The following is a 25,284-nucleotide window of genomic DNA, read 5'->3' on the forward strand; positions in this document are numbered from 1 at the left end:
GGAGGGCGCGCCGCGAATGTCGCGGCACGCCCTCACCCGTACAGCGGCCGGCTGCCGCCGCTGTCGCTCGCTGTCACTCCGTGGCGGCCGTCGAGCGGTCGGATCCGCCGATCGTCACATCCTGGTCGGGCACGGCCTGTCCGGCACGGATCAGATCGATCCGGCCCATGACCTTGGACCGCAGGTCGGTCGGGACGTCGTCCTGACCGCAGCAGCGCTTGACCAGCTTCTTCACGGCCTGCTCCAGGCCGTACTTCTCCAGGCACGGGGAGCACTCCTCGAAGTGCACCTCGAACTTGGTGCAGTCGCCCTCGGGCATCTCACGGTCGAGGAACTCGTAGAGATGGTCGAGAACCTCTGAGCAATCCGTCTCGTGCGGCTCTCCGCAGCTCATGAGGCCGAGCCTTTCCGATCGTCCGACTCACCGGCAGCGGCACCGGCCGGGACGAGCCCGCGCTCGCGGGCGTAGTCCTCCAGCATGCCGCGCAGTTGACGGCGGCCGCGGTGCAGTCGGGACATCACCGTACCGATAGGAGTCCCCATGATGTCCGCGATCTCCTTGTACGCAAAGCCCTCTACGTCGGCGAGATACACGGCGATGCGGAACTCTTCGGGGATCGCCTGGAGCGCGGACTTCACATCGGAGTCCGGCAGGTGGTCCAGGGCCTGGGACTCCGCCGAACGCAGACCGGTCGACATGTGCGACTCGGCACGCGCCAGCTGCCAGTCCTCGATCTCCTCGGCGGCACTGCGCTGGGGCTCGCGCTGCTTCTTGCGGTACGAGTTGATGAAGGTGTTGGTGAGAATGCGGTACATCCACGCCTTGAGGTTCGTACCCTCACGGAACTGGTGGAAGGACCCGTACGCCTTGGCATACGTCTCCTGGACCAGGTCCTCGGCGTCGGCGGGGTTGCGCGTCATGCGCAGTGCCGCCGAGTACATCTGGTCGAGAAAACCGAGGGCGTCCCGCTCGAAACGCGCGTTGCGCTCGGCGGTCGTCTCCTCCGCGCGGCCGTCGTCGGTCCCTGTGTCGGTCCCAGTGACCGGACCCACCTCCTCCAACGATGTGGCGGAGCCGAAACCGGACCCGCTCGCCTCGGAGAATAGTCGACCTTGCCTGGAGACGGGCTGTCGATCCGATCCGCTCAGCGCCCGCTCGGGAGTGGTCCTGGCCGCGTGCAGCACCGTCCACTCCAGATCAGCGGCGTTCGAGCGGCGCGGGCAGATGGTCGAACCCATGCGACAGACTCCCTCTCCACGTACGACGTACTTGTACCGACGTCCCGAACAACAGTGGTCCCGCACCACGCATTCCCGCGACGTACGTCACACGGGGCGTGCGTCACACGAGTGAGGACAGCCACCCGGTCACGGCCTTCGTCAGGATGCCCATCGCCTGATCCTCGGTCAGGCCGGACCGCTTCGGTACGGCGAAGCCATGGTCCCCGTACGGCACCTCGGCCAGCTCGTAGGGGCCCTGAGGGAACTCGGCGGGCCGCCCGAACGGATCGTTGCCGCCCTGCACCACCAGGGTGGGTACGCCCGCCCCCAGCAGCTCGTCCGCCCGGGACTTCTCCGGCCTGCCCGGCGGGTGCAGCGGGAAGCTGAGCGCGAGGACGGCGTGGGCGCCGAGCTCCGTCGCCGTCCGGCACGCCACCCGGGCCCCGGCGCTGCGCCCTCCGGCCACGACCGGCAGTCCGGGCCCGGTGAGCGCGGGCCACACTCCGCGCCACCCGGTGTCCAGGGTCTTCGGCGCGGGGGCCAGCTTCTTGCCGGCCACCCGCCAGGGCTGCTCCACCAGGGCGACGGTCACCCCGTGGGACGGCAGCGCGGCGGCCAGCGCCTTGAGGTCACGGGCCTCGATGCCACCGCCCGCGCCATGACTGACGGCCAGCACCAGACGGGCGTCTTTCGCGGGATGCCAGGTGATCCTGGCGTCGCCCGCCCCGGTGACGACTTTCTGCACGCTCTCTGTACGGCTCACGCGGCCCATCCTGCCCCGCCGTCCGGCCGCGACCGGAACGCCGCTGTCAGAACAGCGTGGCGACCTCCGGCGCCGCCAGCTCCTCCAGCAGCTCGGGGCCGTTGTTGCGCACGTTGCTCACCGCGGTGGCCACCGGGTAGGCCCGCATCAGCCCGCCGGGCGGCGGGGAGAGCAGCCCCCGCAGCTCCTCGACATCGGTGCGCGACGGGTCCAGCCAGGCGTCCCAGCGGTCCGGGGTCAGCATCAGCGGCATCCGGGGGTGGATCTCGGCGAGGGTGGCCGGGCCCTCGGCGGGGGCGACGGCCAGCGGCGTGGTCTCCGCCTCGGTGGTGATCACGGAGCAGGTCACCCACCAGGCCAGCGGATGGTCGTCGGGCAGGGTCCGGTCGCGCCAGAACTCGTACAGGCCCGCCATCGCGAAGACCGAACCGTCGGCGGGCCTCACGAAGTACGGCTGCTTGCGCGGCCGCTTCTTCTTGCCGGTCTCCTCCAGCTGCCGCTCCTCGGAGCCCGTGACCCACTCGTAGTAGCCGTCGGCGGGCAGGATGCAGCGCCGCTGGACGAAGGGGCGGCGGAAGGACGGCTTCTCGTGCACGGTCTCCGCACGGGCGTTGATCATGCGGGCGCCGCCCTCGGGGGACTTCGCCCAGGAGGGCACGAGTCCCCACTTCAGGGCACGCAGCTGGCGAACCGGACGTTGATCGTCTGCGTCCTTCACAGGACGTTCCAGTACCGCGTAGACCTCTTTGGTCGGTGCCACGTTCCAGTCGGGCTCAAGGGTCTCGGTGGGTTCCCACTTCTCGACCTCGAAGAGCCCGGTCAGATCCTCGGGCCGCCGACTCGCTGCAAACCGTCCACACATAAGTGCCAGACTGCCACGACCTCCCGCCCCGACCGCAAGGAGCCGCCCGGCCAATGAACGCCACCGAACTGGGCGATCTGTGGGATCGCGTCTTCGGCACCCAGCCCGCGCCCGAGCAGTGGCTGGTGGTCGTGACGGCCACCGCCGCCCTCGTCGCGGTCGTGCCGAACCTCATATGGCGGCTCTCGCGCAACGCGATCACCATCGCGCACGAGGGCGGCCACGGACTGATGGCCCTGCTCACCGGCCGCCGGCTCTCCGGTATCCGGCTGCACTCGGACACCAGCGGGCTGACCGTGAGCCGCGGCCGGCCGACCGGGATCGGCATGATCCTCACCGCGGCGGCCGGCTACACCGCGCCGTCGCTGCTGGGCCTGGGCGGCGCGTGGCTGCTGGCCGACGGCAGGATCACGCTGCTCCTGTGGGTGGCCACCGCGCTGCTCGCCGCGATGCTGGTGATGATCCGCAATGTGTACGGGGCCCTGACCGTGATCCTCACGGGCACGGTCTTCCTGCTGGTGTCCTGGCTGACCTCGGCCGCCGTGCAGTCGGCGTTCGCGTACGCGGTGGTGTGGTTCCTGCTGCTCGGCGGCGTGCGCCCACCGTTCGAGCTGCAGTCCAAGCGGCGGCACGGCGGTGCGCCGGACTCCGACGCGGACCAACTGGCGCGGCTCACCGACGTCCCGGCGGCGCTGTGGCTCTTCTTCTTCCACGCGGTGTCGCTCTGCTCACTGATCGGCGGGGGGCGCTGGCTGCTGGGTCTGTGACGGCCACCGGCTCGGTCGCCCGGGGCCGGTGGCCGCCGGGTGGCCGCCGGGGCCGCCGGGTGGCCGCACAGCTTTTCCGCGGCCACCGGGTCCGTCGGGGCGGAGGACGCCCCGCGGTAGGTACCACGTCGGTATTACGCCCCGGTTTTCGCCTGTTTGTTCAGGATCCGGGTTTGCGCTGAGCCACTAAAGTGAGGGCCATGACCGAAAGTTCCGTGCACCCCGCCCTCTGGCCCGCCCCCCACGCGAGCGGAGCCGTCGACGCGACCGTCACCGTGCCCGGATCGAAATCGGTCACCAACCGGGCACTCGTCCTCGCCTCCCTCTCCGCCGAACCGGGCTGGCTGCGCCGCCCGCTGCGCTCCCGCGACACCCTGCTGATGGCCCAGGCGCTGCGCGCGATGGGCGTCGGCATCGAGGAGACGGTGTCCTCCAGCTCCATCGGCACGAGCGGCCCGGACAGCTCCGGCGAGGCATGGCGGATCATCCCGGCGGGACTGCACGGCCCGGCCACGATCGATGTCGGCAACGCCGGGACGGTCATGCGCTTCCTGCCGCCGGTCGCCACCCTCGCGGACGGGCCGGTCCGCTTCGACGGAGACCCCCGCTCGTACGAGCGCCCGCTGAACGGCGTGATCGACGCCCTGCGGGTGCTGGGCGCCCGGATCGACGACGACGGGCGCGGCGCGCTGCCGCTGACCGTGCACGGCGGGGGTGCGCTGGACGGCGGCCCGGTGTCGATCGACGCCTCCTCGTCCTCCCAGTTCGTCTCGGCGCTGCTGCTGTCCGGGCCCCGGTTCAACCAGGGCGTGGAGGTGCGGCACACGGGTTCCGCCCTCCCCTCGATGCCGCACATCCGGATGACGGTCGACATGCTGCGGGCCGTCGGCGCCCAGGTGGACGAGCCGGAGACGGGCGGCGAGCCGAACGTCTGGCGGGTCTCCCCGTCCGCGCTGCTGGGCCGCGACCTGACGATCGAGCCGGACCTGTCCAACGCGCAGCCGTTCCTGGCCGCCGCGCTGGTCACCGGGGGCCGGGTCACCGTCCCCGACTGGCCGGAGCGCACCACGCAGCCCGGTGACGCGCTGCGCGAGATCTTCACCGCGATGGGCGGCAGCTGCGAGCTCACCGAGCGCGGGCTCACCTTCACCGGCTCCGGCCGCATCCACGGCATCGACGTGGACCTGAGCGAGGTGGGCGAGCTGACCCCGGGCATCGCGGCCGTCGCGGCGCTGGCCGACTCCCCCTCCACGCTCAGCGGCGTCGCGCATCTGCGGCTGCACGAGACGGACCGGCTGGCCGCGCTGACCAAGGAGATCAACGAGCTCGGCGGCGATGTCACGGAGACCGCCGACGGTCTCCACATCCGGCCGCGACCGCTGCACGGAGGCGTCTTCCACACGTATGACGACCACCGGATGGCCACGGCCGGATCGATCATCGGCCTCGCCGTCCCAGGAGTGGAGATCGAGAACGTGGGCACGACCGCCAAGACCCTGCCGGACTTCCCGGACATGTGGACCGGAATGCTCGGGGCCTGAGGACATGCGCCGCTACGGCAAGAACCCCGACGAGGACGACATCCGCGTCCGCCCCAACCGCAAGGGCAACCGGCCCCGTACGCACACCCGCCCCAAGCACGAGGACGCCCAGGACGGCATGGTCCTCACCGTCGACCGGGGCAGACTCACCTGCCTCGTCGACGGCCGTACGGTGATGGCGATGAAGGCCCGCGAGCTGGGCCGCAAGGCCGCCGTGGTGGGCGACACCGTCTCCATCGTCGGCGACCTGTCCGGCGACAAGGACACCCTCGCCCGCATCGTCCGCATCGGTGAGCGCCGCTCGGTGCTGCGGCGGACCGCGGACGACGACGACCCGTACGAGCGGGTGGTCGTCGCCAACGCCGACCAGTTGGCGATCGTCACGGCGCTCGCCGATCCGGAACCCCGCCCGCGCATGATCGACCGCTGTCTGGTAGCGGCGTACGACGGCGGGCTCACCCCGCTCCTGGTGCTCACCAAGTCCGACCTGGCCTCGCCGGACAAGCTGCTGGAGACCTACACACCGCTCGGTGTCCCGTACATCGTCACCAGCCGCGAGGAACTGGAGAGCGGCGACGCGGCCGACCTGGTGCGCGAGCAGCTGAACGACCGGATCACCGCGTTCGTCGGGCACTCCGGCGTGGGGAAGACCACCCTGGTCAACGCCCTCGTCCCGAAGGACCGGCGGCGGACGACCGGTGTCGTCAACGCGGTCACCGGGCGCGGCCGGCACACCACCACATCAGCGCTCGCGCTGCCACTCCCCGGCGGCCGGGGCTGGGTGGTGGACACCCCCGGCGTGCGCTCCTTCGGGCTGCACCACGTCGACCCGTCACGCGTCATCAACGCGTTCCCCGACCTGGAGCCCGGCACCGAGAACTGCCCGCGCGGCTGCACCCACGACGAGAACCAACCGGAATGCGCGCTGGACGCCTGGGTCGCCGAGGGGCACGCCGATCCGGCGCGGCTGTACTCGCTGCGGCGGCTGCTCGCCACACGGGAGCGGCGCGAGGGCGACTGAGGCCCTTGCCCGGAGCGGGCCGGAACGGGCCGGTTCCGCGCCGCGCGGCTCGCGCACGTTTGCGAGTCACCAAGGACTGGTAAAGGCATACTCGCACCGAGCGGGACGAGGGCGTCACCTACGTGGGAGGCAACTGACGATGGCGTGGCTGCTGGTCGTGGTCGCAGGACTGCTGGAGACCGGCTTCGCCGTGTGTCTGAAGCTCAGCCATGGATTCACCCGGCTCTGGCCGACGATCGCGTTCTGTGCGTTCGCGCTCGGCAGCTTCGGGCTGCTGACGCTGGCGCTGAAGAAACTCGATGTCGGTCCGGCGTACGCGGTGTGGACCGGAATCGGCGCGGCCGGTACGGCGATCTACGGAATGATCTTCCTCGACGACGTGGTCTCGACGCTGAAACTGGTCTCGATCTCGCTGGTGATCGTCGGCGTGATCGGACTCCAGCTGTCCGGCTCCTCACACTGACCCCGCCCCCCTCACGCGGCCCCCGCCGGGGCCACCCGCCAGGGGTGCTGTAGCCCCGCCGGGCCGCCGGTCGATACTGTGACGACATGCCCGATTACCACGATGATCTGCGCCTCGCCCATGTACTGGCGGACGCCGCCGACGCGGCGACGATGGACCGGTTCAAGGCTCTCGACCTGAAGGTGGAGACCAAGCCGGACATGACGCCGGTGAGCGAGGCGGACAAGGCCGCCGAGGAGCTGATCCGCGGCCACCTCCACCGGGCCCGCCCACGCGACGCGATCCTGGGCGAGGAGTACGGGCTGGAGGGCACCGGACCCCGGCGCTGGGTGATCGACCCGATCGACGGCACCAAGAACTACGTACGCGGTGTACCCGTCTGGGCGACGCTGATCTCGTTGATGGAGGCGGGCGAGGACGGCTTCCAGCCGGTGGTCGGGGTGGTCTCGGCGCCCGCGCTGAGCCGTCGCTGGTGGGCGGCGAAGGGCGCGGGGGCGTTCTCCGGCCGCAGCCTCACCTCCGCGACCCGTCTGAAGGTGTCGCAGGTGGAGCGGATCGCGGACGCCTCGTTCGCGTACGCCTCGCTGAGCGGCTGGGAGGAGCAGGGCCGGCTGGACGGGTTCATGGACCTGACCCGGGCCTGCTGGCGGACCCGTGGGTACGGGGACTTCTGGCCGTACATGATGGTCGCCGAGGGTTCCGTGGACATCGCCGCCGAGCCCGAGCTCTCCCTGTGGGACATGGCGGCGAACGCGATCATCGTGCAGGAGGCGGGCGGGCTCTTCACGAGCCTGGACGGGGTCTCCGGTCCGGGCGGCGGGAACGCGGCCGCCTCCAACGGGCTGCTCCACCACGAACTGCTGGGCTACCTCAACCAGCGCTACTAGGGACTCACCCCCCGCCGCCGGTCACCGCCGGGGCGAGGGGGGCGCGTGGGGCGGGTTTTTACCCGCCCCACAGTCGTTCTTCATCCAGCCCTTGTTGACTCACCCCAAGGGTGCAACTCTGAGAGTCCCCCCACTTGTGAACTTGTGAATCGGCTCACAGGCCGGCTCACGAAGGAGGTGGCTCCCGTCATGCTCGTCCGCGACGCCATGAGCACGATGGTCCTGACCATCGGCCCCACCCATACGCTCCGCCAGGTCGCCCGGCTGATGTCGGCCCGCCGCGTCGGGGCAGCCGTCGTCCACGACCCGGACACCTGTGGGCTCGGCATCATCACCGAGCGCGACATCCTCAACGCGGTCGCCTCGGGGCAGAGCCCCGATCTGGAGACCGCGTCCGCCCACACCACCGACAACGTGGTGTTCGCCGCCCCCACCTGGACGCTGGAGGAGGCCGCGGAAGCCATGACGCACGGCGGTTTCCGCCATCTGATCGTGCTGGACGACGCCGGCCCGGTGGGCATCGTCTCGGTGCGCGACATCATCCGCTGCTGGGCACCGGCCAGGCGCCGCACGGTCGGCCTGGTGGGCTGAGGCCGGTCCGCGACGGGAACGGCCGGTGGGCCGGACCCCCGAAGGGAATCCGGCCCACCGTCCACGACAAGCGTCCTACTGGCCGCGCAGGGCCTGGACCGCGGTTTCCAGCCGCTTGCCGAAGTCTCCGTCCGCCTGACGGAAGTTGTTGACCGCACGCTCGGCTATGTCGTCGCGCGAGACCTTGGCGATGAACCCGGCGAGGTTGTCGATCAGCCGGGCCTTCTCGTCCTCGGAGTAGAGCCGGTAGAGGTTTCCGGCCTGCACGAAGTCGTTGTCCTCGGCGTGGCTCACCGCCTCGTGGTTGCCGGTGGGACCGGTGACCGGGACGGGCTGCCACAGCGGCCGGTCGGTCTGGTTCGGCCCGCCGAAGCTGTTCGGCTCGTAGTTCTTCGCGCCCTTGTGACGGCCGTCGTACAGGTGACCGTCACGGCTGTTGGTACGCGCCTCGGTGGCGTGCGGGCGGTTCACCGGCAGGTGGTCGGCGTTGATGCCGACGCGGTAGCGGTGGGCGTCGCCGTACGCGAAGAGACGGCCCTGGAGCATCTTGTCCGGGGACGGCCCGATGCCCGGCACGAAGTGCGCGGGGCTGAAGATCGACTGCTCGGTCTCCGCGAAGACGTTCTCCGGGTTGCGGTTGAGCTCCAGCTTCCCGATCTCGATCGGCGGGTAGTCCTCGTGCGGCCACACCTTGGTCAGGTCGAACGGGTTGAAGCGGTACGTGGCCGCCTCGGAGGCGGGCATGACCTGGATCTGCACGGTCCAGGACGGGAACTCGCCGCGCTCGATCGACTCTCGGAGATCGCGCTGGTGGCTGTCCGGGTCCTCACCGGCGAGCTTGTTGGCCTCGTCCTGGGTGAGGTTCTTGATGCCCTGGTCGGTCTTGAAGTGGTACTTGACCCAGAAGACCTCACCGGCCTCGTTGTTCCACTGGTACGTGTGCGAGCCGTACCCGTTCATGTGACGCAGCGTGGCCGGGATGCCGCGGTCGCCGAAGAGCCAGGTCACCTGGTGCGTCGACTCGGGCGACAGACCCCAGAAGTCCCAGACGTTGTCGGCCTCCTGCGAGCCGGTGTACGGGTCGCGCTTCTGGGTGTGGATGAAGTCGGGGAACTTGATGGCGTCCTTGATGAAGAACACCGGGGTGTTGTTGCCGACGAGGTCGTAGTTGCCCTCTTCGGTGTAGAACTTCAGTGCGAACCCGCGCGGGTCGCGCACGGCGTCGGCCGATCCGAGGTTGCCCGCGACGGTCGAGAAGCGCAGGAACGTCTCGGTCTGCTTGCCGACCTCGGAGAGGAACTTCGCCCGCGTCCACTGCGAGACGTCCCGGGTCAGCGTGAACGTGCCGTAGGCACCGGCACCGCGGGCGTGCACGATGCGCTCCGGGATGCGCTCCCGGTTGAAGTGGGCGAGCTTCTCCAGCAGCGCCTGGTCCTGGACGAGAACCGGTCCGCCGACGCCAGCGGTCTCGCTGTTCTGATTGTCGGCGACCGGCGCGCCGGCCTCCGTGGTGAGCGGTCCCTGCGTCACGTGCGCCTCCTGCGTCATGTCCTGCACATTCGTCATCTGTCGATGCCGCACAGCCTGTCCCTTGGCGTATGCCGATCTCGATCCTACGATGGACTTTGTCTAAGTCAAGCGAACATCCAAAGTCACATCTATTCGGAACACGGTCCCCTCACTGTTAGGCTGAATCCCATGAGTGACCTGCTGGAACGACTCCGAGGACGCGGCTGGCGCATGACGGCGCAGCGGCGTGTCGTGGCCGAGGTCCTCGACGGGGACCATGTCCACCTGACGGCGGACGAGGTGCACGCGAGGGCCGTCGACCGGCTTCCCGAGATCTCCCGGGCCACCGTGTACAACACCCTGGGCGAGATGGTGTCCCTGGGCGAGGTCCTGGAGGTCTCCACCGACCGCCGGGCCAAGCGCTACGACCCGAACGCCCACCACCCCCACCACCACCTGGTCTGCGCGCGGTGCGGCACCATCCGCGACGTCCACCCGTCGGGCAACCCGCTCGCGGACCTGTCGCCCGACGAGCGGTTCGGCTTCACGGTCTCGGGCGTCGAGGTGACGTACCGCGGTATCTGCCCGAACTGCGCCAGTACGGCCTGACCCCCCGGCCGCACGGACCCACCGACGAAGCCCCGGCGCGACGCGTGCCGGGGCTTTCGCGTACCCCCTTCCCGAATCTGACGGGTCGTCATATCGTCGGCGGTGATCGCCGCCGCCCATGACACCTGTGACGCCCCACGGCACCCGTGACTCCCCTGCCGCTCACGTCATCTGCGTCACACGCGGTGGATCCGCACCTCGACGGACACGAGGAGAGACCCGTGGGAGCTGCGCACCCGACCCCACCTCCGCCCGGAACACCCGCCCCCGCCCCCGCCCTTGTACCGCCCAAGCTCCGTGCCCGTGGACTGGCCCGCTCCTTCGGGCGCGGCGCCCACGCGCTGCCCGCCCTCGGCCCGGTGGACATCGAGATCGCGCCGGGCGAGTTCACCTGCCTCGTCGGCCCGTCCGGCTGCGGCAAATCCACACTGCTGCGGATAGCCGCCGGACTGCTGCGGCCCAGCGCGGGCGAGCTGGAGATCCGCACGGCATCGCCCCGGCCGGCCGCGATGATCTTTCAGGACTACGGGATCTACGACTGGAAGAACGTCCTCGCCAACGTCCGCTTCGGCCTCGACATCCAGCGCGTCCCCCGCAAGGAGGCCGACGCCAGGGCCCGGGACTGGCTGGCCAGAATGGGCCTGTCCGAGTTCGCCGACGCCTACCCGGCGGCGCTCTCGGGCGGGATGCGGCAGCGGGTGGCGATCGCGCGGGCACTCGCCGTGGAACCCGAGATGCTGCTGATGGACGAGCCCTTCGCCGCGCTCGACGCCCAGTTGCGCACGATCCTCCAGGACGAGCTGCTGGACCTCACCCAGACCACCCGTACCACCGTGCTCTTCATCACCCACAGCCTCGAAGAGGCCATCCTGCTCGGCGACCGGGTGCTGGTGATGTCCGCCCGGCCCGGCCGGATCATCGCCGAGCACCGCCCGCCCTTCGACCGTCCACGCACCGCGGACATCCGGGCGACCACCGCGTTCACCGCGCTGAAGGCCGAGTTGTGGGACGTACTGCGCGGCGAGGTACGAAGGGAGGCGGTCCCGGCATGAGCGCCTCCGTGAAGACCCCGCCGCGCACCCGCGACGACGTCCTCGTCCGCCGGCCCGGACCGCGCGAGCTGCGCCCCGGCCGCACCCACCGCAGGCGCCGCACCCTGGAGGTGGCGCTCGCCGTCGCCGTACCGCTGGCGCTCGTCCTGCTGTGGCAGCTGGCCGCCGAGCGCTCCTGGATCGACGCGCGGGTGTATCCGGCGCCCTCCACCATCGCCGCCGACGGCTGGGACCGGGCTGCCGACGGGGAGCTGTGGCCCGACGTGTGGGCCACCCTCAAGCGGGTCCTCGGCGGCTACGCGATCGGCACGGCCGCCGGATACGCGCTCGGGCTGCTGATGGGCTCGCTCGCTCTCGTACGGGCGGCGCTGGAACCCTTGCTGGACGCGCTCTACGTCGTACCGAAGCTGGCGCTCCTGCCGGTCTTCCTCAATATGTTCGGCCTCGGTGAAGGTCCGCAGATCGCGCTGGTCGCCGCCACCGTCTTCTTCTTCGTCTGGATCTCCACCATGGCGGCCGTCCTCGCCGTCCCGGCCGGGCACCGTGACGCCGGGCGGGTCTTCGGCGCCTCGCCCTGGCAGATGTTCCGGCATGTGCTGCTGCCCGCCTCACTGCCCGCCGTCCTGGTCGGCGCACGGATCGCGGCGGGCGTCGCGGTGCTGGTCATCGTCGCGTCCGAGCAGATCGCGGCGGCCGACGGGCTCGGCCATCTGATCTTCGACTCCCGGGCGCTCTTCCAGAACGACGTGATGTTCGTCGGGATCGTCTGCGTGGCCGTGCTCGGGGTCGTGTTCTCCGAGCTGGTACGGATCGCCGGGCGGCTGCTCACCCCCTGGGCGCCACGCGACCGCGGCCGCGGCCAGTCGTGAACCGCGGCCCTCTCCCCCTCTCGTACGGAGGCACTGTGCGTATCCCGTCCACCTGCACCGCCGTCCTCCTGGCGGCGTCCCTGCTCACGGCGACCGCCTGCGCCCAGAGCGGCACCGCGAGCGACGACGCCCCCAGGGCGCCCCGCACCGTCAAGCCCGTCGCGGGCTGCGGCCCGGCCGCCCGGAGCGACCCGGCCGACCGCGCGCCCGACCGTGAACCGGCGCGCTGCGACAAGGGCGCGCCCGCCCCGCAGCCGCTGAAGAAGAAGCGGACGATCACCGTGGCGACCGGGACACTGAGCGCGGAGTACGTCGCGCCGCTCCAGGTCGCGGTCGCCGAGGGCGAGTTCGCCAAGGAGGGCCTGGACGTCCGGCTGAAGGTGCTGCCGACCCCGGACGCCCTGCCGTTGCTGGCCCGCGGCGATGTGGACGCCCAATGGGCGGCTCCCGAGGCAGCCGTGATGAACGGCATCAACGGCGGCTTCGCCATCAAGTGGGTGGCCGGGAACTTCTCCCCCGCCGCCACCTCCCGCAGCGGTCTGTGGGTACGGCTCAAGGACGGCGAGAGCGCCGACCGGGTCGACATGGCGGGGCGGCGGCTCGGCACCATGATCGGCAAGGGGTCGGTGATCATGTACCCGATGGCCACCTCCCTGAAGAAGCACGGCGGCGGTCTGGACAGGATCGCCTTCCAGCAGCTCGGATCCGCCGATGTGCTGACCGCCCTGCGCAACGGCGGAGTGGATTCCGCCTGGCTGCTCGACCCGGTCTGGCGCAAGGTCGACGGCGACAAAAAGTACGCGTTCCTGGGCGGACAGCCGCTCGGTGAACCACTGGGCGGCCTGCTCTTCGGGCCGGCGCTGCTGAACAAGGACCCGGACGCGGGCGTCGCGTTCCTGCGCGCCTACATCAGGACCGTGAACACCTACTTCGCCGGGGACTACAAGGCCGACCCCGCCTTCGTCTCCACCCTCGCGAAGCTGATGCGGACCGGCGAGCCGGTGCTGCGGTCGACGCCCTCGATGCGGATGGACTGGGAGATCCGCGAGGGCACGACGGACCGGCTGCAGCAGGCGTACCGGGACGCGGGGGTGCTGGACGGCGATCCGGTGCCGGAGGAGAAGGCCGTGGACCGTGCGCTGTACGGGGAGGCCGTCGGCCACCGGGACTGAGCGGGCCCGGTGCCGTTACCCGCTCCCGCACATGACAGAGGCCCGGATCCTTGAAAGGATCCGGGCCTCTGTCTTCAGTAGCGGGGACAGGATTTGAACCTGCGACCTCTGGGTTATGAGCCCAGCGAGCTACCGAGCTGCTCCACCCCGCGTCGATGAATGCAACACTACGTCACCCCGCCGACCAGCGCAAATTCACTCGACCGCCCCAAGGGCCGCCCCGAAATCCCCGGCGGGCGCGCGACGACGGCCCTTGGCCGGGGACATGGCGGGAACGGGCAGGGCGGTGCTACGCGGTGAGCTCCTGGTGCAGCGCCTCGCGCAGCCGGGCCGCCCGCTCGGCGACCTCCGCCGGACCCAGCTCGACGGCACGGGCGCACCAGCGCTGCCCCTCGGCGAGCTCGCCCCGGCGGGCGGCGAGCAGGGCCAGGCGCAGTGCGGCCCTGCCATGACCGGCGTTCGCGGCGCGGCTCCACCACAGGGCGGCCTCGCGCTCGCTGCCCTCACGGGCGAGCAGCAGCCCGAGGTTGAACGCGCCGTTGCGGCTGCCCGCCTCGGCGGCCTCCCGGTACCAGTGCGCGGCGCTGTCCACATCACCGCGCGCTGCGGCGAGCATCCCGACCCGGACCTGGGCGCGGCGGTGACCCTGCTGGGCGGCCCGCTCGTACCACTCCTCGCACTCGGTCTTCTCCGGCATCGGCTCGCCGAGCGCCGGGGGGCCGGGCGGCGGCTGCCGCGAGTCCAGGACCCCGGCCAGCCGGAAGGCGGCCTCGGCACTGCCACCGCCCGCCGCGCAGCGCAGGTGGCGCTCGGCCTCCTGCTCCTCGCCCTCGCGCAGCAGAGCCATGCCGACCTGGAGCGCGGCGTCGATGTGCCCGGCGGCGGCGGCCCGCTGGTACCAGCCCAGCGCCGTGCGGTCCTCGTCCCGTCCGGCGTGCAGGATGCCGAGGTTGAAGGCGGCGTCCACGCTGCCCGACTCGGCCGCCTTGGAGAACCAGGGCTCGGCCCCGGTGTGGTCCCCGGCCTGGAGCAGCAGCACGGCCAGGGCGTTGGCGGCCTCACGGTGTCCGGCGTAGGCGGCACGGCGGTACCACTGCTCGGCCTGCGGTGTGCGGTCCTGGGCCGCGCAGAGCAGCCCGAGGTTGTACGCGCCGTTGACGTCACCCGCGTCCATCGCGGCCCGGTACCACCGCTCGGCGGTCTGCTGCTCACCACGGGCGGCATGCAGGGCCCCCAGGGCGTTGGCGGCGTTGCCGTCGCCGTCCTGGGCGGCGCGGAGCCACCACACGGCCGCGCTCTCCTCGTCGCCCGCGTCGCGCAGCAGGAAGCCGAGGGCGCAGGCGGCGCGCGGCTCGCCGTCCTTGGCGGAGGTGAGGTACCAGCGACCGGCCTCCTTGAGCTCGCCGCGCTGTTCCAGGATCGCGCCGAGGTGCAGGGCCGCGCGCCGGTGACCGCGTGCGGCGGCCTGCCGGTACCACTGCTCGGCCTCGCCCACGCGTCCGGCGGCCGGACCCGCCACGGGGCCGTCGCCCACCCGGCCCGGAGCACGGGACGACGTGGGAACGCGGCCCGCGAGCGTGTCGGAGCCGGAGGCCGCGAGAGCACGTCGCGCCGCGCCGGGTCCCGCTGCCCGGCCGAGGCCGAAGGCGTCGTGCGGGTCCTCGACGGCGTTCCGCTCCAGGGTGCGGGCGAGCCGGTACGCGGCCTCCCGGTGCCCCTGCTCGGCGGCGGCGCGCAGCCAGCGCTCCGCGCCGACGTCGCTGCGGTGCTCCAGGAGGTCGGCCAGGGCATAGGCGCCCAGCGCGTGGCCCTGTTCGGCGGACTGGCGCAGCCAGTACTCGGCGCCGGGCTCGTCGCCGCGCTCGCGGAAGTGGCGGCCGAGCGCGTGCGCGGCGGCCGCGGAGCCGGCGACGGCGGCGATGCGCCACCATCCGGCGGCCTCGTCGGGGTAGCCGCGCTGGTGGAGGAGGACACCCAGATTGTTGGCGGCGGCCCGGTCGCCCTCGGCGGTGGCCGCACGCAGATAGGTCTCGGCGCTGTCCAGCTCTCCGCGGCGCAGCAGCAGTGCGCCCAGCACGCTCATCGACGCCGTCTCCCCGGCGTCGGCGGCACGGCGGTGACGCGCCTCGCTCTCGGCGCTGTCCGCCGCGTCCATCGCGTCCGTGGTGCCGGCGTTGTCCACGTCGTCGCCGACGGCTTCGAAGGTGCCCGCGGTACCGGCGGCGCTGCCGGTGTTCGTCCTGCTCACATGTGCGGCCGGACCGTTCACGGCGGCAGCAAATGCCGCATCTTCCGCTTTTTCGGTCTCATGGCCGCGACGCTGCACAAACCGCCCTGTCTCCAACAGAGTTGCCCTGTCCCCCATAAATACCATCGTCGCACCACCTACAACCCGCGTACACCTGGAATATCGCGGCCAGTTAGGTCACTTCAGCGTTTTGTCGACATGCCCACAGGGAGACAAGTCAAACACGTCCAAGTCCAACTCGTGCCCAGCGAACCGCACTTCACGCCCATCACACGAGAAAGTCCTGATGCGGGATCTGATGACATGACGAAGGCCCGGATCCCATGGATCCGGGCCTTCGTTTTTCAGTAGCGGGGACAGGATTTGAACCTGCGACCTCTGGGTTATGAGCCCAGCGAGCTACCGAGCTGCTCCACCCCGCGTCGTTGTGTTCAAACAGTACCACGACGCGGGGTGGGTCTTTCTCAGCTGCCCTGGTCGCTGACCTGGTCGCTGCCCTTCTCATCGGCCTTGTCGGCCTTGTCGCCCGCCTTGTCGGCGTCACTGCCCGGCTTGTCGGAACCGGCCGCGGGCTTGTCGGCCTGACTGCCGGCCTTGGGCTGGGCCGCCGCCGCCCGCTGGAGGGCTTCCTCCAGGGCCGCCTGAGCCTTGCCGTAGGCGGTCCAGTCCTGTTCCTTCAGGGCCGTCTCGCCCTCGGTGTACGCCTTCTGGGCATCCGCGATGGCCTGCTTCAGAGCGGCGCTCCCGGTGACCGGGGGCTTGGTGGTGTCACCCGGTGGCTCGGTGGGCTCGGTCGGCGGAGTCGTCGTATCGCCCTCGACCCCGAAGACCGCGTTGAGCGCCTCCCCGAGACTGTTCTCGAAGACGATCTTCGATCCGTACGAGGCGGCGACCTTGCGCAGCAGCGGGTAGTTCTGCGTGCCACCGCGCGTGTAGACCGGCTCGATGTAGAGGAAGCCCCCTTCGAGCGGCACGGTGAGCAGATTGCCGTACTCGATGTCGGAGTCGGTGCCCTTGAGGTTTCTCACGAACTCGGCGACGTCGTCGTTACCGTTGAGCTCACTCTGTACCTGACCCGGGCCCTTCACCGTGGTGGTGACCCGCAGCAGTCTGATGGTGCCGTAGTCCTTGCTGGCCGCGTCCGCGTCCACCGCCATGAACGCTCCCAGGTCGGGACGTCCCTTCGGAGTGAACGTGGTGGTCAGCGAGAACTTCTGCGAGTCCTGCCCCGGCATCTTCATGCTCAGGTAGTACGGCGGAACGGCTCCCGGCTCCTTGTTGGTCGGGTCGTCCGGCACCTGCCACGCGTCACTGCCGCTGTAGAACTGGGCGGGGTTCTCGACGTGGTAGCGGGTGAGCAGCTCGCGCTGGACCTTGAACAGGTCCTGCGGGTACCGCAGGTGGTCCATCAGTTGCTGGGGGATGTCCGCCCGGGACTTCACGGTCCCGGGGAACGCCTTGCGCCAGGTCTTGAGCACCGGGTCCTTGGTGTCCCACTCGTAGAGCTTGACCTTGCCGTCGTACGCGTCGACGGTCGCCTTCACCGAGTTGCGGATGTAGTTGACCTGGTTCTGCTGGGCGACGACCGCGCGCTGGTTGGTGGTCAGCGAGTCGGCCGTGGTGTCACCGAGCGTCGTACGCGAGGCGTAGGGGTAGCCGTTCGTCGTGGTGTACGCGTCGACGACCCACTGAATGCGTCCGTCGACGACCGCCGGATAGGCGTCACCGTCGATGGTCAGCCATGGGGCGACCGCCTCGACCCGCTCCTTGGGCGTGCGGTTGTACAGAATCCGCGAGCCCTCGCCGATCGCTCCCGAGTACAGGATCTGCGGCTCGCTGAAGGAGACCGCGTAGGCGGCGCGGTTGAACGCGCTGGAGAGACTGACCCCGCTGTTGCCCTTGTAGCTGGTGGTCTTCTCGCCGTCCTCCTCGTAGTCGAGCTCCTTCTGGGGCCCGCCGACGATGGAGTACTGCTCGGTTTTCTCGCCGTAGTAGATCCGCTGCTCGTACTTGCCCAGCTCGCCGGTGGCGGGCAGACCCGACTCGGTGAAGTCCGGGGAGCCCGCCGGGTTCGTACCCGTGGTGGTGCCCCGGGCCGCGATGGCGCCGTAGCCGTGGGTGTACGTGAAGTGGTCGTTGATCCAGTTCCGCTTGGGCAGGCCCTGGAGGTTGAGCTCGCGCAGGCCGATGACGGTGTCCTGCTCCTTGCCGTCCTTGCCCTTGTAGCGGTCGACGTCCAGGGTCTTGGGGAACTGGTAGTAGTTCCTCTTCTGCTGGAGCTGCTGGAAGGCCGGGGAGACGACGTTGGGGTCCATCACCCGGTAACTGGCCGCCGCGTCCGCGCCGGCACGCAGCTTGGTGTCATCGGTCGTGGTGGCCTTGCCCGCGTAATCGTCGACCTGGGCATCGTCGATGTCGTACGCGTCGCGGGTCGCCTCGATGTTCTTGCGGATGAACGGTGCTTCCTTGGCCTGCTCGTTCGGCTGGACCTGGAACTTCTGCACGATCGCCGGGTAGAGCCCGCCGATCAGGATCGCCGAGAGCACCATCAGGCCGAAGCCGATCACCGGCAGCTGCCAGGTGCGCCGCCACAGCGTCGCGAAGAACAGCACGGCGCAGATCGCGGCGATGCAGAACAGGATGGTCTTCGCCGGCAGGTAGGCGTTCGCGTCGACGTACCGCAGGCCCGTCCAGTTGTCCGTGGCCTTGAAGTCACTGGACTTCACTGCCAGGCCGTACCGGTCGAGCCAGTAGGCCACGGCCTTCAGGGAGACGAAGATACCGAGCAGCACCGAGAGATGACCGGTGGCCGCACCCGTCGCCCGCGCGCCGGGGCTGGTGATCCGCAGCCCGCCGTACAGGTAGTGGGTCAGGGCGGCGGCGATCAGCGAGAGCACCGTCGCCGCGAAGCCGAAGCCCAGCAGGAAGCGGTACCACGGCAGGTCGAAGGCGTAGAAGGACACGTCCAGCTTGAACTGGGGGTCCTTCTGCCCGAACGACACGCCGTTGACATACATCAGCCACGTACGCCACTGACCGGAAGCGGAGGCTCCGGCGATCAGTCCGACGAGCGCGGTGATCGCGAGCAGCACCCACTTCTTGTAGGGGGCGACGCTCATGCGATAGCGGTCCAGGCTCTGCTGCTCCAGCGACATCGCGCTCAGTGGCGGCCGGAGCCGGTGCGCGAGCCAGATGTTCACGCCGATGGCGAGGGCCATCAGCAGTCCGAACACGAGGAACAGCCCGATCTTGGTCCACAGGGTGGTGGTGAAGACGGATGAATACGCCACCGACCGGTACCAGAGCCAGTCCGTCCAGAACCCGGCGAACATGACGAACGCCATGGCGAGAACCGCCAGAACGCCCAGTGTCATGAGCAGGGTACGGACGCGCCGGGACGGGCGGCCCACTCTGATCCGTGGCCCGGTCGGGCCTCCGCCGCGGTCCGGCATCTGGAAAGCCAACGTGCGCACCTCGAAGTTATCGGTCGTGTGAAGCGGGCCCCGCGATCGTAGAGCCCACCTAAGCAACTTACTGAGGCTTTACCTAGTTCCCGTTCCCGGGGCGGAAGGAGGCAGGATATTCACCATGCCCAACGTTTCCCCCTCAGGCCCTCCGATGGCCGCGAGCCCCCTCACCGTCGCCGTCCTCGAAATCGACACCTATGCCTCCACCCTCGGCTGGGACCAGCCGGCCCGGCTGTTCGCCCTGGTCGACACCGCCCGGCTGCGGGTCCAGGAGCCCGGTCTCGCCGCCCAGCTCGGCCTTGACGACACCGGTTCGACGACCGCTTCCCTCACCCCCATCGAGCAGGAGGAGCTGCCCGCCGGCACGGCGCTGGACGACTTCCTCGGCACGATCGCCTGGCCCGACTCCGTGGTCGGGTGCGCCATGACGGTGGAGCGGCTGATGCTTCCGCCGTCCGCCGAGGCGTCCGTGCCGGAAGGACTCAGTGACAAGCAGTTGACCAAGTGGGTCGCCAAGCACCCGGACCGGCAGGAGGTGCGGATGACCGTGGCCGTACTGCGGGACGGGGCGCGGGAGTCGGCCGTACGGCTGCGCGAGAAGGACTCCCCCACCGAGGTCCTGACCGGCGCGGGGCTGGTCCCCGGGCTGGCCGAGGCGCTGGCGGCGACCTTCGAGTCCTGACCCCCGGATCCGGGGGCCACGGGTCCCTCCCTTCCGGTCCGGGGCCCACGGGTCCCGGACCGGCTCCGTTCCAGGGGTGGGGCGGCCGTCAGCCCGCCGAGCAGCTCGGCAGCGCGTCCGTCTTCCCCGCCCGGATCTTCTCCAGCGACTTCTTGGCGTCGTCGAGGGTCTTCACCCGGACCAGTGTGAGCCCGCTCGGGGTGTCGGACGCCGCGGCGGCGCAGTTGTCGTCCGGGGTCAGGAAGTAGCGCGCACCCGCGTCGCGCGCACCGACCAGCTTCATGTTGATGCCGCCGATCGGGCCGACCGTGCCCTTGTCGTCGATGGTTCCGGTACCGGCGATGAACTTGCCGCCCGTCAGCTTGTCCGGGGTCAGCTTGTCGATGATGCCCAGCGAGAACATGAGGCCGGCGCTCGGCCCGCCCACGTCGGCGAGCTTGATGTCGATCTCGAACGGGAACGTGTGGTCCGTTCCCGCCCTGATGCCGACGATCGCGCGGTTCTCCTTCGGAGCCTCCGGTGTGGGGGGCGCCTTCTCCGTCGTGACGGTGACCTTCTCGCTGCCCTCGGGGGCGCGGCCCGCCTTCTCGGCGGCGGCCGCCTCCTTGGCCGGGATGACGGTGAACGTGACGTCCTGGCCGGGCTTGTGCTTGGTGACGAGCTTGGCGACGTCGTCGGGCTCCTTGACCACGGTGCTGTCGACAGCCTTGATCACATCGCCCGCGTGCAGCCTGCCCTGGGCCGGGCTGCCCTTGACCACGGTGGAGACGACCACCCGCGAGGACACCGGAATGCCCAGCTCCTCCAGGGCCGCGACCTTCGCGCTCTCCTGGGACTGGCTGAACTCCTCGGCGTTCTCCTGGGTCGACTGCTCTTCGGTCTTGCCGTCGGGGTACAGGGTGTCGTGCGGCACGACCACACTGTCGTGGGCCAGCCAGCCGTAGACGGCCTCGACGATGTTCATGTTGTAGTCCGCGCCCGTGACCCGCACCGTCGTCATGTTGAGGTGGCCCGACGTCGGGTACGTCTTGCGGCCGGCGATGTGCAGTACGGGCTCGCCACGCGCGTCACCGAGCGTGTTCACGGTCGGCCCGGGGGACATCTCCGAGTACGGCACTTTGATCAGCACGCCTGCGCAGAGCAGCGCGATGAGGATGAGGGTGGAGGCGAGCATCGTCGCGGTGCGGCGTGGCATGGAACGACAGTACGGGAAGGGCTTGTCAGTGCACCGCGTGGGCCGGTCCGTACGGGGCCGGGGGCGCGGCGGCGGAAGGTGTCACGCGGCGAGCGGCCTCAGAGGACGTCGGAACCGGAGTGCGATTTCTCCATCGCGTCACGGAATTTGGCGTACCCGGCGAGTTCGGAGACGTCGCCGGTCGTACGGTTACGCGCGGCCCAGCTTCCCCATATCGCAGCGCCGACAGCAGCGAAAAGCGGAATCAGCAGCCAAGCGAGTGCCGCCATGACGACCTCCCTACCCCATGAGCGACCGCAAGTAACCGATCAGCAGATTAACGATCCGGAAGTCCAACGCTTACGGCAGGGGTGCGGTTACGCAAATCGGGGCTGATCCCACCCGGTCCGGTTTGCGCTCAGCAGGCGCCCACCCACTCCTCCGTACCGTCCGAGAACCGCTGGTGTTTCCAGATCGGAACCTCGTGCTTGAGGTCGTCGATCAGCTTGCGGCAGGCCTCGAAGGCTTCCGCGCGGTGCGGGCAGGAGACGGCGACGACCACCGCCAGATCGCCCACCACCAGTTCACCCACCCGGTGGACCGCGGCCAGCGCGCGCACCGGGAAGTCGGCGACGACCTTCTCCGCCACCCGGCGCAGCTCGTCCTGGGCCGATGGATGGCAGGAGTAGCCGAGCGCGCCGACGTCCTGACCGCTGTCGTGATTACGCACCGTGCCGACGAAGAGCGCGATGCCGCCCGCGGCGTCGTCCCCGACGGCGCGGAATACCTCGTCGACGGAGAGCGGGGTGTCCCGGATCGCCAGCAGCCGGATGGGGTCGTGGGCGGCCTGCTCGCCGGGGTGGTCGTGGGTGCGTGCCATGGCCCCATGGTGCCGCACGGCACCGACCTCGCGGAATTGCGTGTTCGACCGGTGGGCGGCCGGTCGCCTTGGAGCCTCCTACAGGCGCCGTGGATCGTCCCCGAAGGGGACGACGATCAGATGCGGCGGCGGGCCTTGCGTGCGCGGCGGACCAGGGCTGCCGTACCGAGCAGGGCGACCGTCGCACCGGCGGCACCCGCGGCGGTGGCGTCCTTGCGGCCCAGTCGGCGGCCGGCGAGCGTGTGGCGCCCTTCCACCTCTGCGAGGAGGGCTCCCAGGACCTCTTCGTTGGTCCACTTCGGGCGCCACCCGGCATCGTGCAGCCGGCTCACGCTGACCACCCAGGGGTGCATGGTGTACGCCAGGTCACCGGCCGGGGAGGGGGTGAGGCCGATCCTGTGCAGCCGGGCGGCGGCCCCGAGTGCGACGGCGGACGGCAGTTCCATCCGGCGTACGCCGCTGAGCTCCTCGACCTCCTCCTGCTCCAGCCATCCGTCGCAGCCGACCGCGAACTCGCCGTCGATCTTCTCCAGCGCGGCGTACTCCAGGGCGCTGACCAGGTCCTCGACATGACAGAACTGCCAGGTGGGACGCGATCCGGCGACGACCAGCAGCCGGGGTGACTCGAAGTAGCGGGTCAGCGCCGTGTCCGTGCCGCCGACCAGGACGGTGGGGCGCACGACGGTGACGTTGAGCCCGGGGTGGGCCCGGGGCGCACGGCGGCCGAGCCGTTCGATCTCCAGCAGGTCACCGACGCCGGTGGCCTCCGCCGTGGCGCGCAGCTCGGCGTCCTCGGCGAGCGGGATGTCGTTGTCGGGCAGTGCCCCGTAGACCATCGCCGAGGTGCACAGCACGACCCGGTGGACACCGACGGCCGCGGCGGCCGTCAGCACGGTCTGGGTGCCGCGCACGTTGTACGCCGTACGGGCGGCGGGGTCGGTCTCCAGGTCGAGATCGAGCGCCAGATGGACCACGACGTCCGCGCCGCGCAGTTTCTCGGCAATGGCGGGGTCCCGGACGTCCAGGATGTGCCAGGTCGCCCCGGAGACCTCCCCACGCCGTTCGTCGATGGCGATGACCTGCTTGATCTCGTCGGATGCGGCGAGGTGCGCGGTGAGCAGTTCACCGATACCGGTCGCGGCGCCGGTGACCGCGACGACGGGGCCCCGGCTCTTGGAACGATTTTTTCCGGGCTTGCTTTCGGGCGAGGGGTCGGTCAGGTTTCGCGCTCCGCGAACCTGTGGATCTGGGGAACTCACCGGGCGTCTCCAGCGGTTGTCTTCAGTACGTACACGAATGACGCGTACGTACCAGGTGGCGTCCATCCTGCCGCAGGCCGGGAGCAGGCGGAGCACTGAGGCCCCGAGCGGGCTTGGTGTCTACGCTGGATGGTGATGTCGGGCAGTCGCCGTCGGTTCGAGCCGGCGGCCCTACGAGCCGAGGAAACCCGTGAGTGACACCCCATTCGGATTCGGCCTTCCGCCGGAGGAGCCTGAGAACGGCGACGAGGGCAAGAAGAAGGACCCCACCGAAGGTGGGCAGGGCGCGGGCGGGCCAGGGAGCCCGTTCGGCTTCGGGCCGGGCGCGGGCGGGGACAACCCGTTCGCGGCGATGTTCGGCACGATGAACCCGAACGACCTGGGCGCCGCCTTCCAGCAGCTGGGCCAGATGCTGAGCTACGAGGGCGGTCCCGTCAACTGGGACATGGCCAAGCAGATCGCCCGCCAGACGGTCTCCCAGGGGACCCCGGACGGCACCAAGGACGCGAGCGTCGGGCCTTCGGAGCGCACCGCTGTCGACGAGGCCCTGCGGCTGGCCGACCTCTGGCTGGACGGCGTGACCTCGCTGCCCTCGGGTTCGGTCTCGACCGTGGCGTGGAGCCGCGCGGAGTGGGTCGAGGCGTCCCTCCCCGCGTGGAAGCAGCTGGTCGACCCGGTGGCCGAGCGTGTCGGCCTGGCCATGGGTGATGTGCTGCCCGAGGAGATGCAGGCCATGGCGGGCCCGCTGATCGGCATGATGCGGTCGATGGGCGGCGCCATGTTCGGCCAGCAGATCGGGCAGGCCGTGGGCGTTCTCGCAGGTGAGGTGGTCGGTTCCACGGACATCGGGCTGCCGCTCGGCCCGGCCGGCAAGGCCGCGCTCCTCCCGCTGAACGTGGAACAGTTCGGCAAGGACCTGAGCGTCCCGCAGGACGAGGTGCGGCTGTATCTGGCACTGCGCGAGGCCGCCCACCAGCGGCTCTTCGCCCATGTGCCGTGGCTGCGCTCGCACCTGTTCGGTGCGGTCGAGGCATACGCCCGGGGCATCAAGGTCGACACCAGCAAGCTGGAGGACGTCGTCGGCCAGTTCGACCCCTCGCAGCCGGAGCAGCTTCAGGACGCCCTTCAGCAGGGCATGTTCCAGCCGGAGGACACGCCCGAGCAGAAGGCGTCGCTGGCCCGCCTGGAAACGGCCCTGGCCCTGGTCGAGGGCTGGGTGGACGCCGTGGTCCACGAGGCCGCCAAGTCCCGGCTGACCTCGGCGGACGCGTTGCGCGAGACCCTGCGCAGGCGCCGCGCCTCCGGTGGCCCCGCCGAGCAGACCTTCGCCACCCTCATCGGCCTCCAGCTGCGTCCGCGCCGACTGCGGGACGCCTCGCGGCTGTGGGCCTCGCTCACGGACGCCCGGGGCCTGGAGGGCCGCGACGGCCTGTGGGAGCACCCCGACATGCTGCCGACCGCCCATGACCTGGACGACCCGGACGGCTTCGTGCACCACGAGCAGCTGGACTTCTCCGAGCTGGACAAGATGCTCGGCGAGGCCGCGAAGGGGTCGCACAGGCCGGCCGCCGATCCGGCGGACGCGCGGAAGAGCGAGGACACCGACGGCAAGAGCGAGCCGAAGGCGGACGGCGGCAAGGACGAGCCGAAGGCCGACGGCGGCAAGGACAGCAAGGACGACAGCGACCAGTGAGCCTGCACGACGACGCCGTTCTCGTACTGAAAAGCTTCGACGGGGACGAGGACGGGGGCCAGGCAGGGCTGCGTCAGACCTATCTGGACCATCTGGCGTGGCATCCGGACGGCATGTGGAAGGCGTGCGGTGCCGGTCATGTGACGGCCAGCGCCCTGGTGATCGATCCGGAGCGTGGCCGCGTCCTGCTGACGCTGCACAAGAAGCTGCGGATGTGGCTCCAGATGGGCGGCCACTGCGAACCGCAGGACGCCACGCTGAGCGCCGCGGCGCTCCGTGAGGCGACGGAGGAGTCCGGCATCACCGGGCTCACCCTGCTCCCGGGCGGGCCGGTGCGCCTGGACCGGCACCCGATCCCGTCGCCGTGCCACTGGCATCTCGATGTGCAGTACGCCGCGCTGGCTCCGGCCGGCGCGACGGAGCAGATCAGCGAGGAATCGCTGGACCTGCGCTGGTTCGCGTACGACGAGGTGGCGGCCGTGGCCGACGAGTCGGTCGTGCGGCTGCTGGAGCGGACACGCGTCGCGCTGGGACAGAACCGGTAGCTGTCCCGG

The 25,284-nt window shown here is 70.4% G+C and carries 24 protein-coding genes and 2 tRNA genes; 13 read left to right on the top strand and 13 right to left on the bottom strand.

From position 1 onward, the window contains the following. Positions 1-73: 73 nt before the first annotated feature. From rsrA to A6A29_RS00705, 4 genes are all read right to left on the bottom strand, one after another. Positions 74-394, bottom strand: a complete 321-nt coding sequence (gene rsrA, locus A6A29_RS00690; RefSeq protein ID WP_073717934.1) for a mycothiol system anti-sigma-R factor — start codon at positions 392-394, stop codon at positions 74-76. Next, positions 391-1,053 carry a sigma-70 family RNA polymerase sigma factor gene (locus A6A29_RS00695; RefSeq protein ID WP_198952992.1) on the bottom strand — a complete coding sequence of 221 codons (663 nt, stop codon included), beginning with the start codon at positions 1,051-1,053 and terminating at the stop codon, positions 391-393. Before A6A29_RS00695 ends, rsrA begins: the two co-directional genes overlap by 4 nt. Before the next feature lie 289 nt (positions 1,054-1,342). Beyond that, entirely contained in the window at positions 1,343-1,984 is a 642-nt protein-coding gene (locus tag A6A29_RS00700; RefSeq protein ID WP_241838278.1) for an alpha/beta hydrolase family protein, read from the bottom strand. 46 nt (positions 1,985-2,030) lie between these two features. Continuing rightward, the gene (locus A6A29_RS00705; protein ID WP_073717937.1) at positions 2,031-2,846 is read right to left on the bottom strand and encodes an SOS response-associated peptidase; all 816 of its coding nucleotides are present in this window, start codon (positions 2,844-2,846) and stop codon (positions 2,031-2,033) included. A 53-nt stretch (positions 2,847-2,899) separates the two neighbouring features. Between A6A29_RS00705 and A6A29_RS00710 the strand changes: the two genes are divergently transcribed. The 6 genes from A6A29_RS00710 to A6A29_RS00735 all read left to right on the top strand — a co-directional run bounded on the left by A6A29_RS00710 (position 2,900) and on the right by A6A29_RS00735 (position 8,116). Continuing rightward, positions 2,900-3,613 carry a M50 family metallopeptidase gene (locus A6A29_RS00710; RefSeq protein ID WP_073717938.1) on the top strand — a complete coding sequence of 238 codons (714 nt, stop codon included), beginning with the start codon at positions 2,900-2,902 and terminating at the stop codon, positions 3,611-3,613. Positions 3,614-3,813: 200 nt separating this feature from the next. After that, a complete protein-coding gene (gene aroA / locus A6A29_RS00715) occupies positions 3,814-5,154 on the top strand; it encodes a 3-phosphoshikimate 1-carboxyvinyltransferase (RefSeq protein ID WP_073717939.1) in 1,341 nt (446 codons plus the stop codon). Positions 5,155-5,158: 4 nt separating this feature from the next. Next, a complete protein-coding gene (gene rsgA / locus A6A29_RS00720; protein ID WP_073717940.1) occupies positions 5,159-6,175 on the top strand; it encodes a ribosome small subunit-dependent GTPase A in 1,017 nt (338 codons plus the stop codon). A 139-nt stretch (positions 6,176-6,314) separates the two neighbouring features. Then, positions 6,315-6,638, top strand: a complete 324-nt coding sequence (locus tag A6A29_RS00725; RefSeq protein WP_073717941.1) for a DMT family transporter — start codon at positions 6,315-6,317, stop codon at positions 6,636-6,638. Between the two features lie 86 nt (positions 6,639-6,724). Then, positions 6,725-7,525: a histidinol-phosphatase gene (hisN, locus tag A6A29_RS00730; protein WP_073717942.1), complete on the top strand. Its 801-nt coding sequence runs from the start codon at positions 6,725-6,727 to the stop codon at positions 7,523-7,525. Positions 7,526-7,714: 189 nt separating this feature from the next. Further along, positions 7,715-8,116 (top strand): CBS domain-containing protein, encoded by a 402-nt coding sequence (locus tag A6A29_RS00735; RefSeq protein ID WP_073717943.1) that lies wholly within the window; start codon positions 7,715-7,717, stop codon positions 8,114-8,116. 75 nt (positions 8,117-8,191) lie between these two features. On the opposite strand, the gene A6A29_RS00740 is transcribed toward A6A29_RS00735, so the two are convergent. After that, positions 8,192-9,664: a catalase gene (locus tag A6A29_RS00740; protein WP_073718920.1), complete on the bottom strand. Its 1,473-nt coding sequence runs from the start codon at positions 9,662-9,664 to the stop codon at positions 8,192-8,194. A gap of 150 nt (positions 9,665-9,814) precedes the next feature. On the opposite strand from A6A29_RS00740, the gene A6A29_RS00745 reads away from it, so the two are divergent. From A6A29_RS00745 to A6A29_RS00760, 4 genes are all read left to right on the top strand, one after another. Continuing rightward, positions 9,815-10,234 carry a Fur family transcriptional regulator gene (locus A6A29_RS00745; RefSeq protein ID WP_073717944.1) on the top strand — a complete coding sequence of 140 codons (420 nt, stop codon included), beginning with the start codon at positions 9,815-9,817 and terminating at the stop codon, positions 10,232-10,234. A 308-nt stretch (positions 10,235-10,542) separates the two neighbouring features. Continuing rightward, entirely contained in the window at positions 10,543-11,286 is a 744-nt protein-coding gene (locus A6A29_RS00750) for an ABC transporter ATP-binding protein (protein ID WP_073718921.1), read from the top strand. After that, positions 11,283-12,155 carry an ABC transporter permease gene (locus A6A29_RS00755; RefSeq protein WP_073717945.1) on the top strand — a complete coding sequence of 291 codons (873 nt, stop codon included), beginning with the start codon at positions 11,283-11,285 and terminating at the stop codon, positions 12,153-12,155. The genes A6A29_RS00750 and A6A29_RS00755 overlap by 4 nt, the downstream gene beginning before the upstream one ends. 35 nt (positions 12,156-12,190) lie before the next feature. Further along, the gene (locus tag A6A29_RS00760; protein WP_073717946.1) at positions 12,191-13,327 is read left to right on the top strand and encodes an ABC transporter substrate-binding protein; all 1,137 of its coding nucleotides are present in this window, start codon (positions 12,191-12,193) and stop codon (positions 13,325-13,327) included. Positions 13,328-13,405: 78 nt separating this feature from the next. On the opposite strand, the gene A6A29_RS00765 is transcribed toward A6A29_RS00760, so the two are convergent. The 4 genes from A6A29_RS00765 to A6A29_RS00780 form a co-directional block, all read right to left on the bottom strand. Beyond that, a tRNA-Met gene (locus A6A29_RS00765) sits at positions 13,406-13,479 on the bottom strand. Between the two features lie 137 nt (positions 13,480-13,616). Then, on the bottom strand, positions 13,617-15,701 hold the full coding sequence (locus A6A29_RS00770; protein ID WP_073717947.1) for a tetratricopeptide repeat protein: 2,085 nt from the start codon (positions 15,699-15,701) through the stop codon (positions 13,617-13,619). A gap of 222 nt (positions 15,702-15,923) precedes the next feature. Beyond that, positions 15,924-15,997, bottom strand: a tRNA-Met gene (locus A6A29_RS00775). A 42-nt stretch (positions 15,998-16,039) separates the two neighbouring features. Continuing rightward, positions 16,040-19,027, bottom strand: coding sequence for a UPF0182 family membrane protein (locus tag A6A29_RS00780; protein WP_073717948.1), 2,988 nt, complete (start codon positions 19,025-19,027; stop codon positions 16,040-16,042). 136 nt (positions 19,028-19,163) lie between these two features. On the opposite strand from A6A29_RS00780, the gene A6A29_RS00785 reads away from it, so the two are divergent. After that, the gene (locus A6A29_RS00785; protein ID WP_241838280.1) at positions 19,164-19,724 is read left to right on the top strand and encodes a PPA1309 family protein; all 561 of its coding nucleotides are present in this window, start codon (positions 19,164-19,166) and stop codon (positions 19,722-19,724) included. Positions 19,725-19,812: 88 nt separating this feature from the next. Here the strand turns inward: A6A29_RS00785 and A6A29_RS00790 are convergent, their stop codons facing one another. The 4 genes from A6A29_RS00790 to A6A29_RS00800 all read right to left on the bottom strand — a co-directional run bounded on the left by A6A29_RS00790 (position 19,813) and on the right by A6A29_RS00800 (position 23,037). After that, the gene (locus tag A6A29_RS00790) at positions 19,813-20,919 is read right to left on the bottom strand and encodes a YlbL family protein (protein ID WP_073717950.1); all 1,107 of its coding nucleotides are present in this window, start codon (positions 20,917-20,919) and stop codon (positions 19,813-19,815) included. 98 nt (positions 20,920-21,017) lie between these two features. Continuing rightward, a complete protein-coding gene (locus A6A29_RS45670) occupies positions 21,018-21,188 on the bottom strand; it encodes a hypothetical protein (RefSeq protein WP_198952964.1) in 171 nt (56 codons plus the stop codon). A 128-nt stretch (positions 21,189-21,316) separates the two neighbouring features. Then, positions 21,317-21,778, bottom strand: a complete 462-nt coding sequence (locus A6A29_RS00795) for a molybdenum cofactor biosynthesis protein MoaE (protein WP_073717951.1) — start codon at positions 21,776-21,778, stop codon at positions 21,317-21,319. A gap of 116 nt (positions 21,779-21,894) precedes the next feature. Further along, positions 21,895-23,037: an SDR family oxidoreductase gene (locus A6A29_RS00800; protein ID WP_073717952.1), complete on the bottom strand. Its 1,143-nt coding sequence runs from the start codon at positions 23,035-23,037 to the stop codon at positions 21,895-21,897. A gap of 190 nt (positions 23,038-23,227) precedes the next feature. Here A6A29_RS00800 and A6A29_RS00805 point away from each other — a divergent pair, with 190 nt between their 5' ends. Both A6A29_RS00805 and A6A29_RS00810 read left to right on the top strand, forming a co-directional pair. Continuing rightward, entirely contained in the window at positions 23,228-24,730 is a 1,503-nt protein-coding gene (locus tag A6A29_RS00805) for a zinc-dependent metalloprotease (protein ID WP_073717953.1), read from the top strand. Then, the gene (locus tag A6A29_RS00810; protein WP_073717954.1) at positions 24,727-25,275 is read left to right on the top strand and encodes an NUDIX hydrolase; all 549 of its coding nucleotides are present in this window, start codon (positions 24,727-24,729) and stop codon (positions 25,273-25,275) included. The genes A6A29_RS00805 and A6A29_RS00810 overlap by 4 nt, the downstream gene beginning before the upstream one ends. The last annotated feature ends 9 nt before the right edge of the window (positions 25,276-25,284 follow it).

Origin of the sequence: Streptomyces sp. TSRI0281 (assembly GCF_001905125.1) — a bacterium.
Lineage (GTDB): Bacteria > Actinomycetota > Actinomycetes > Streptomycetales > Streptomycetaceae > Streptomyces.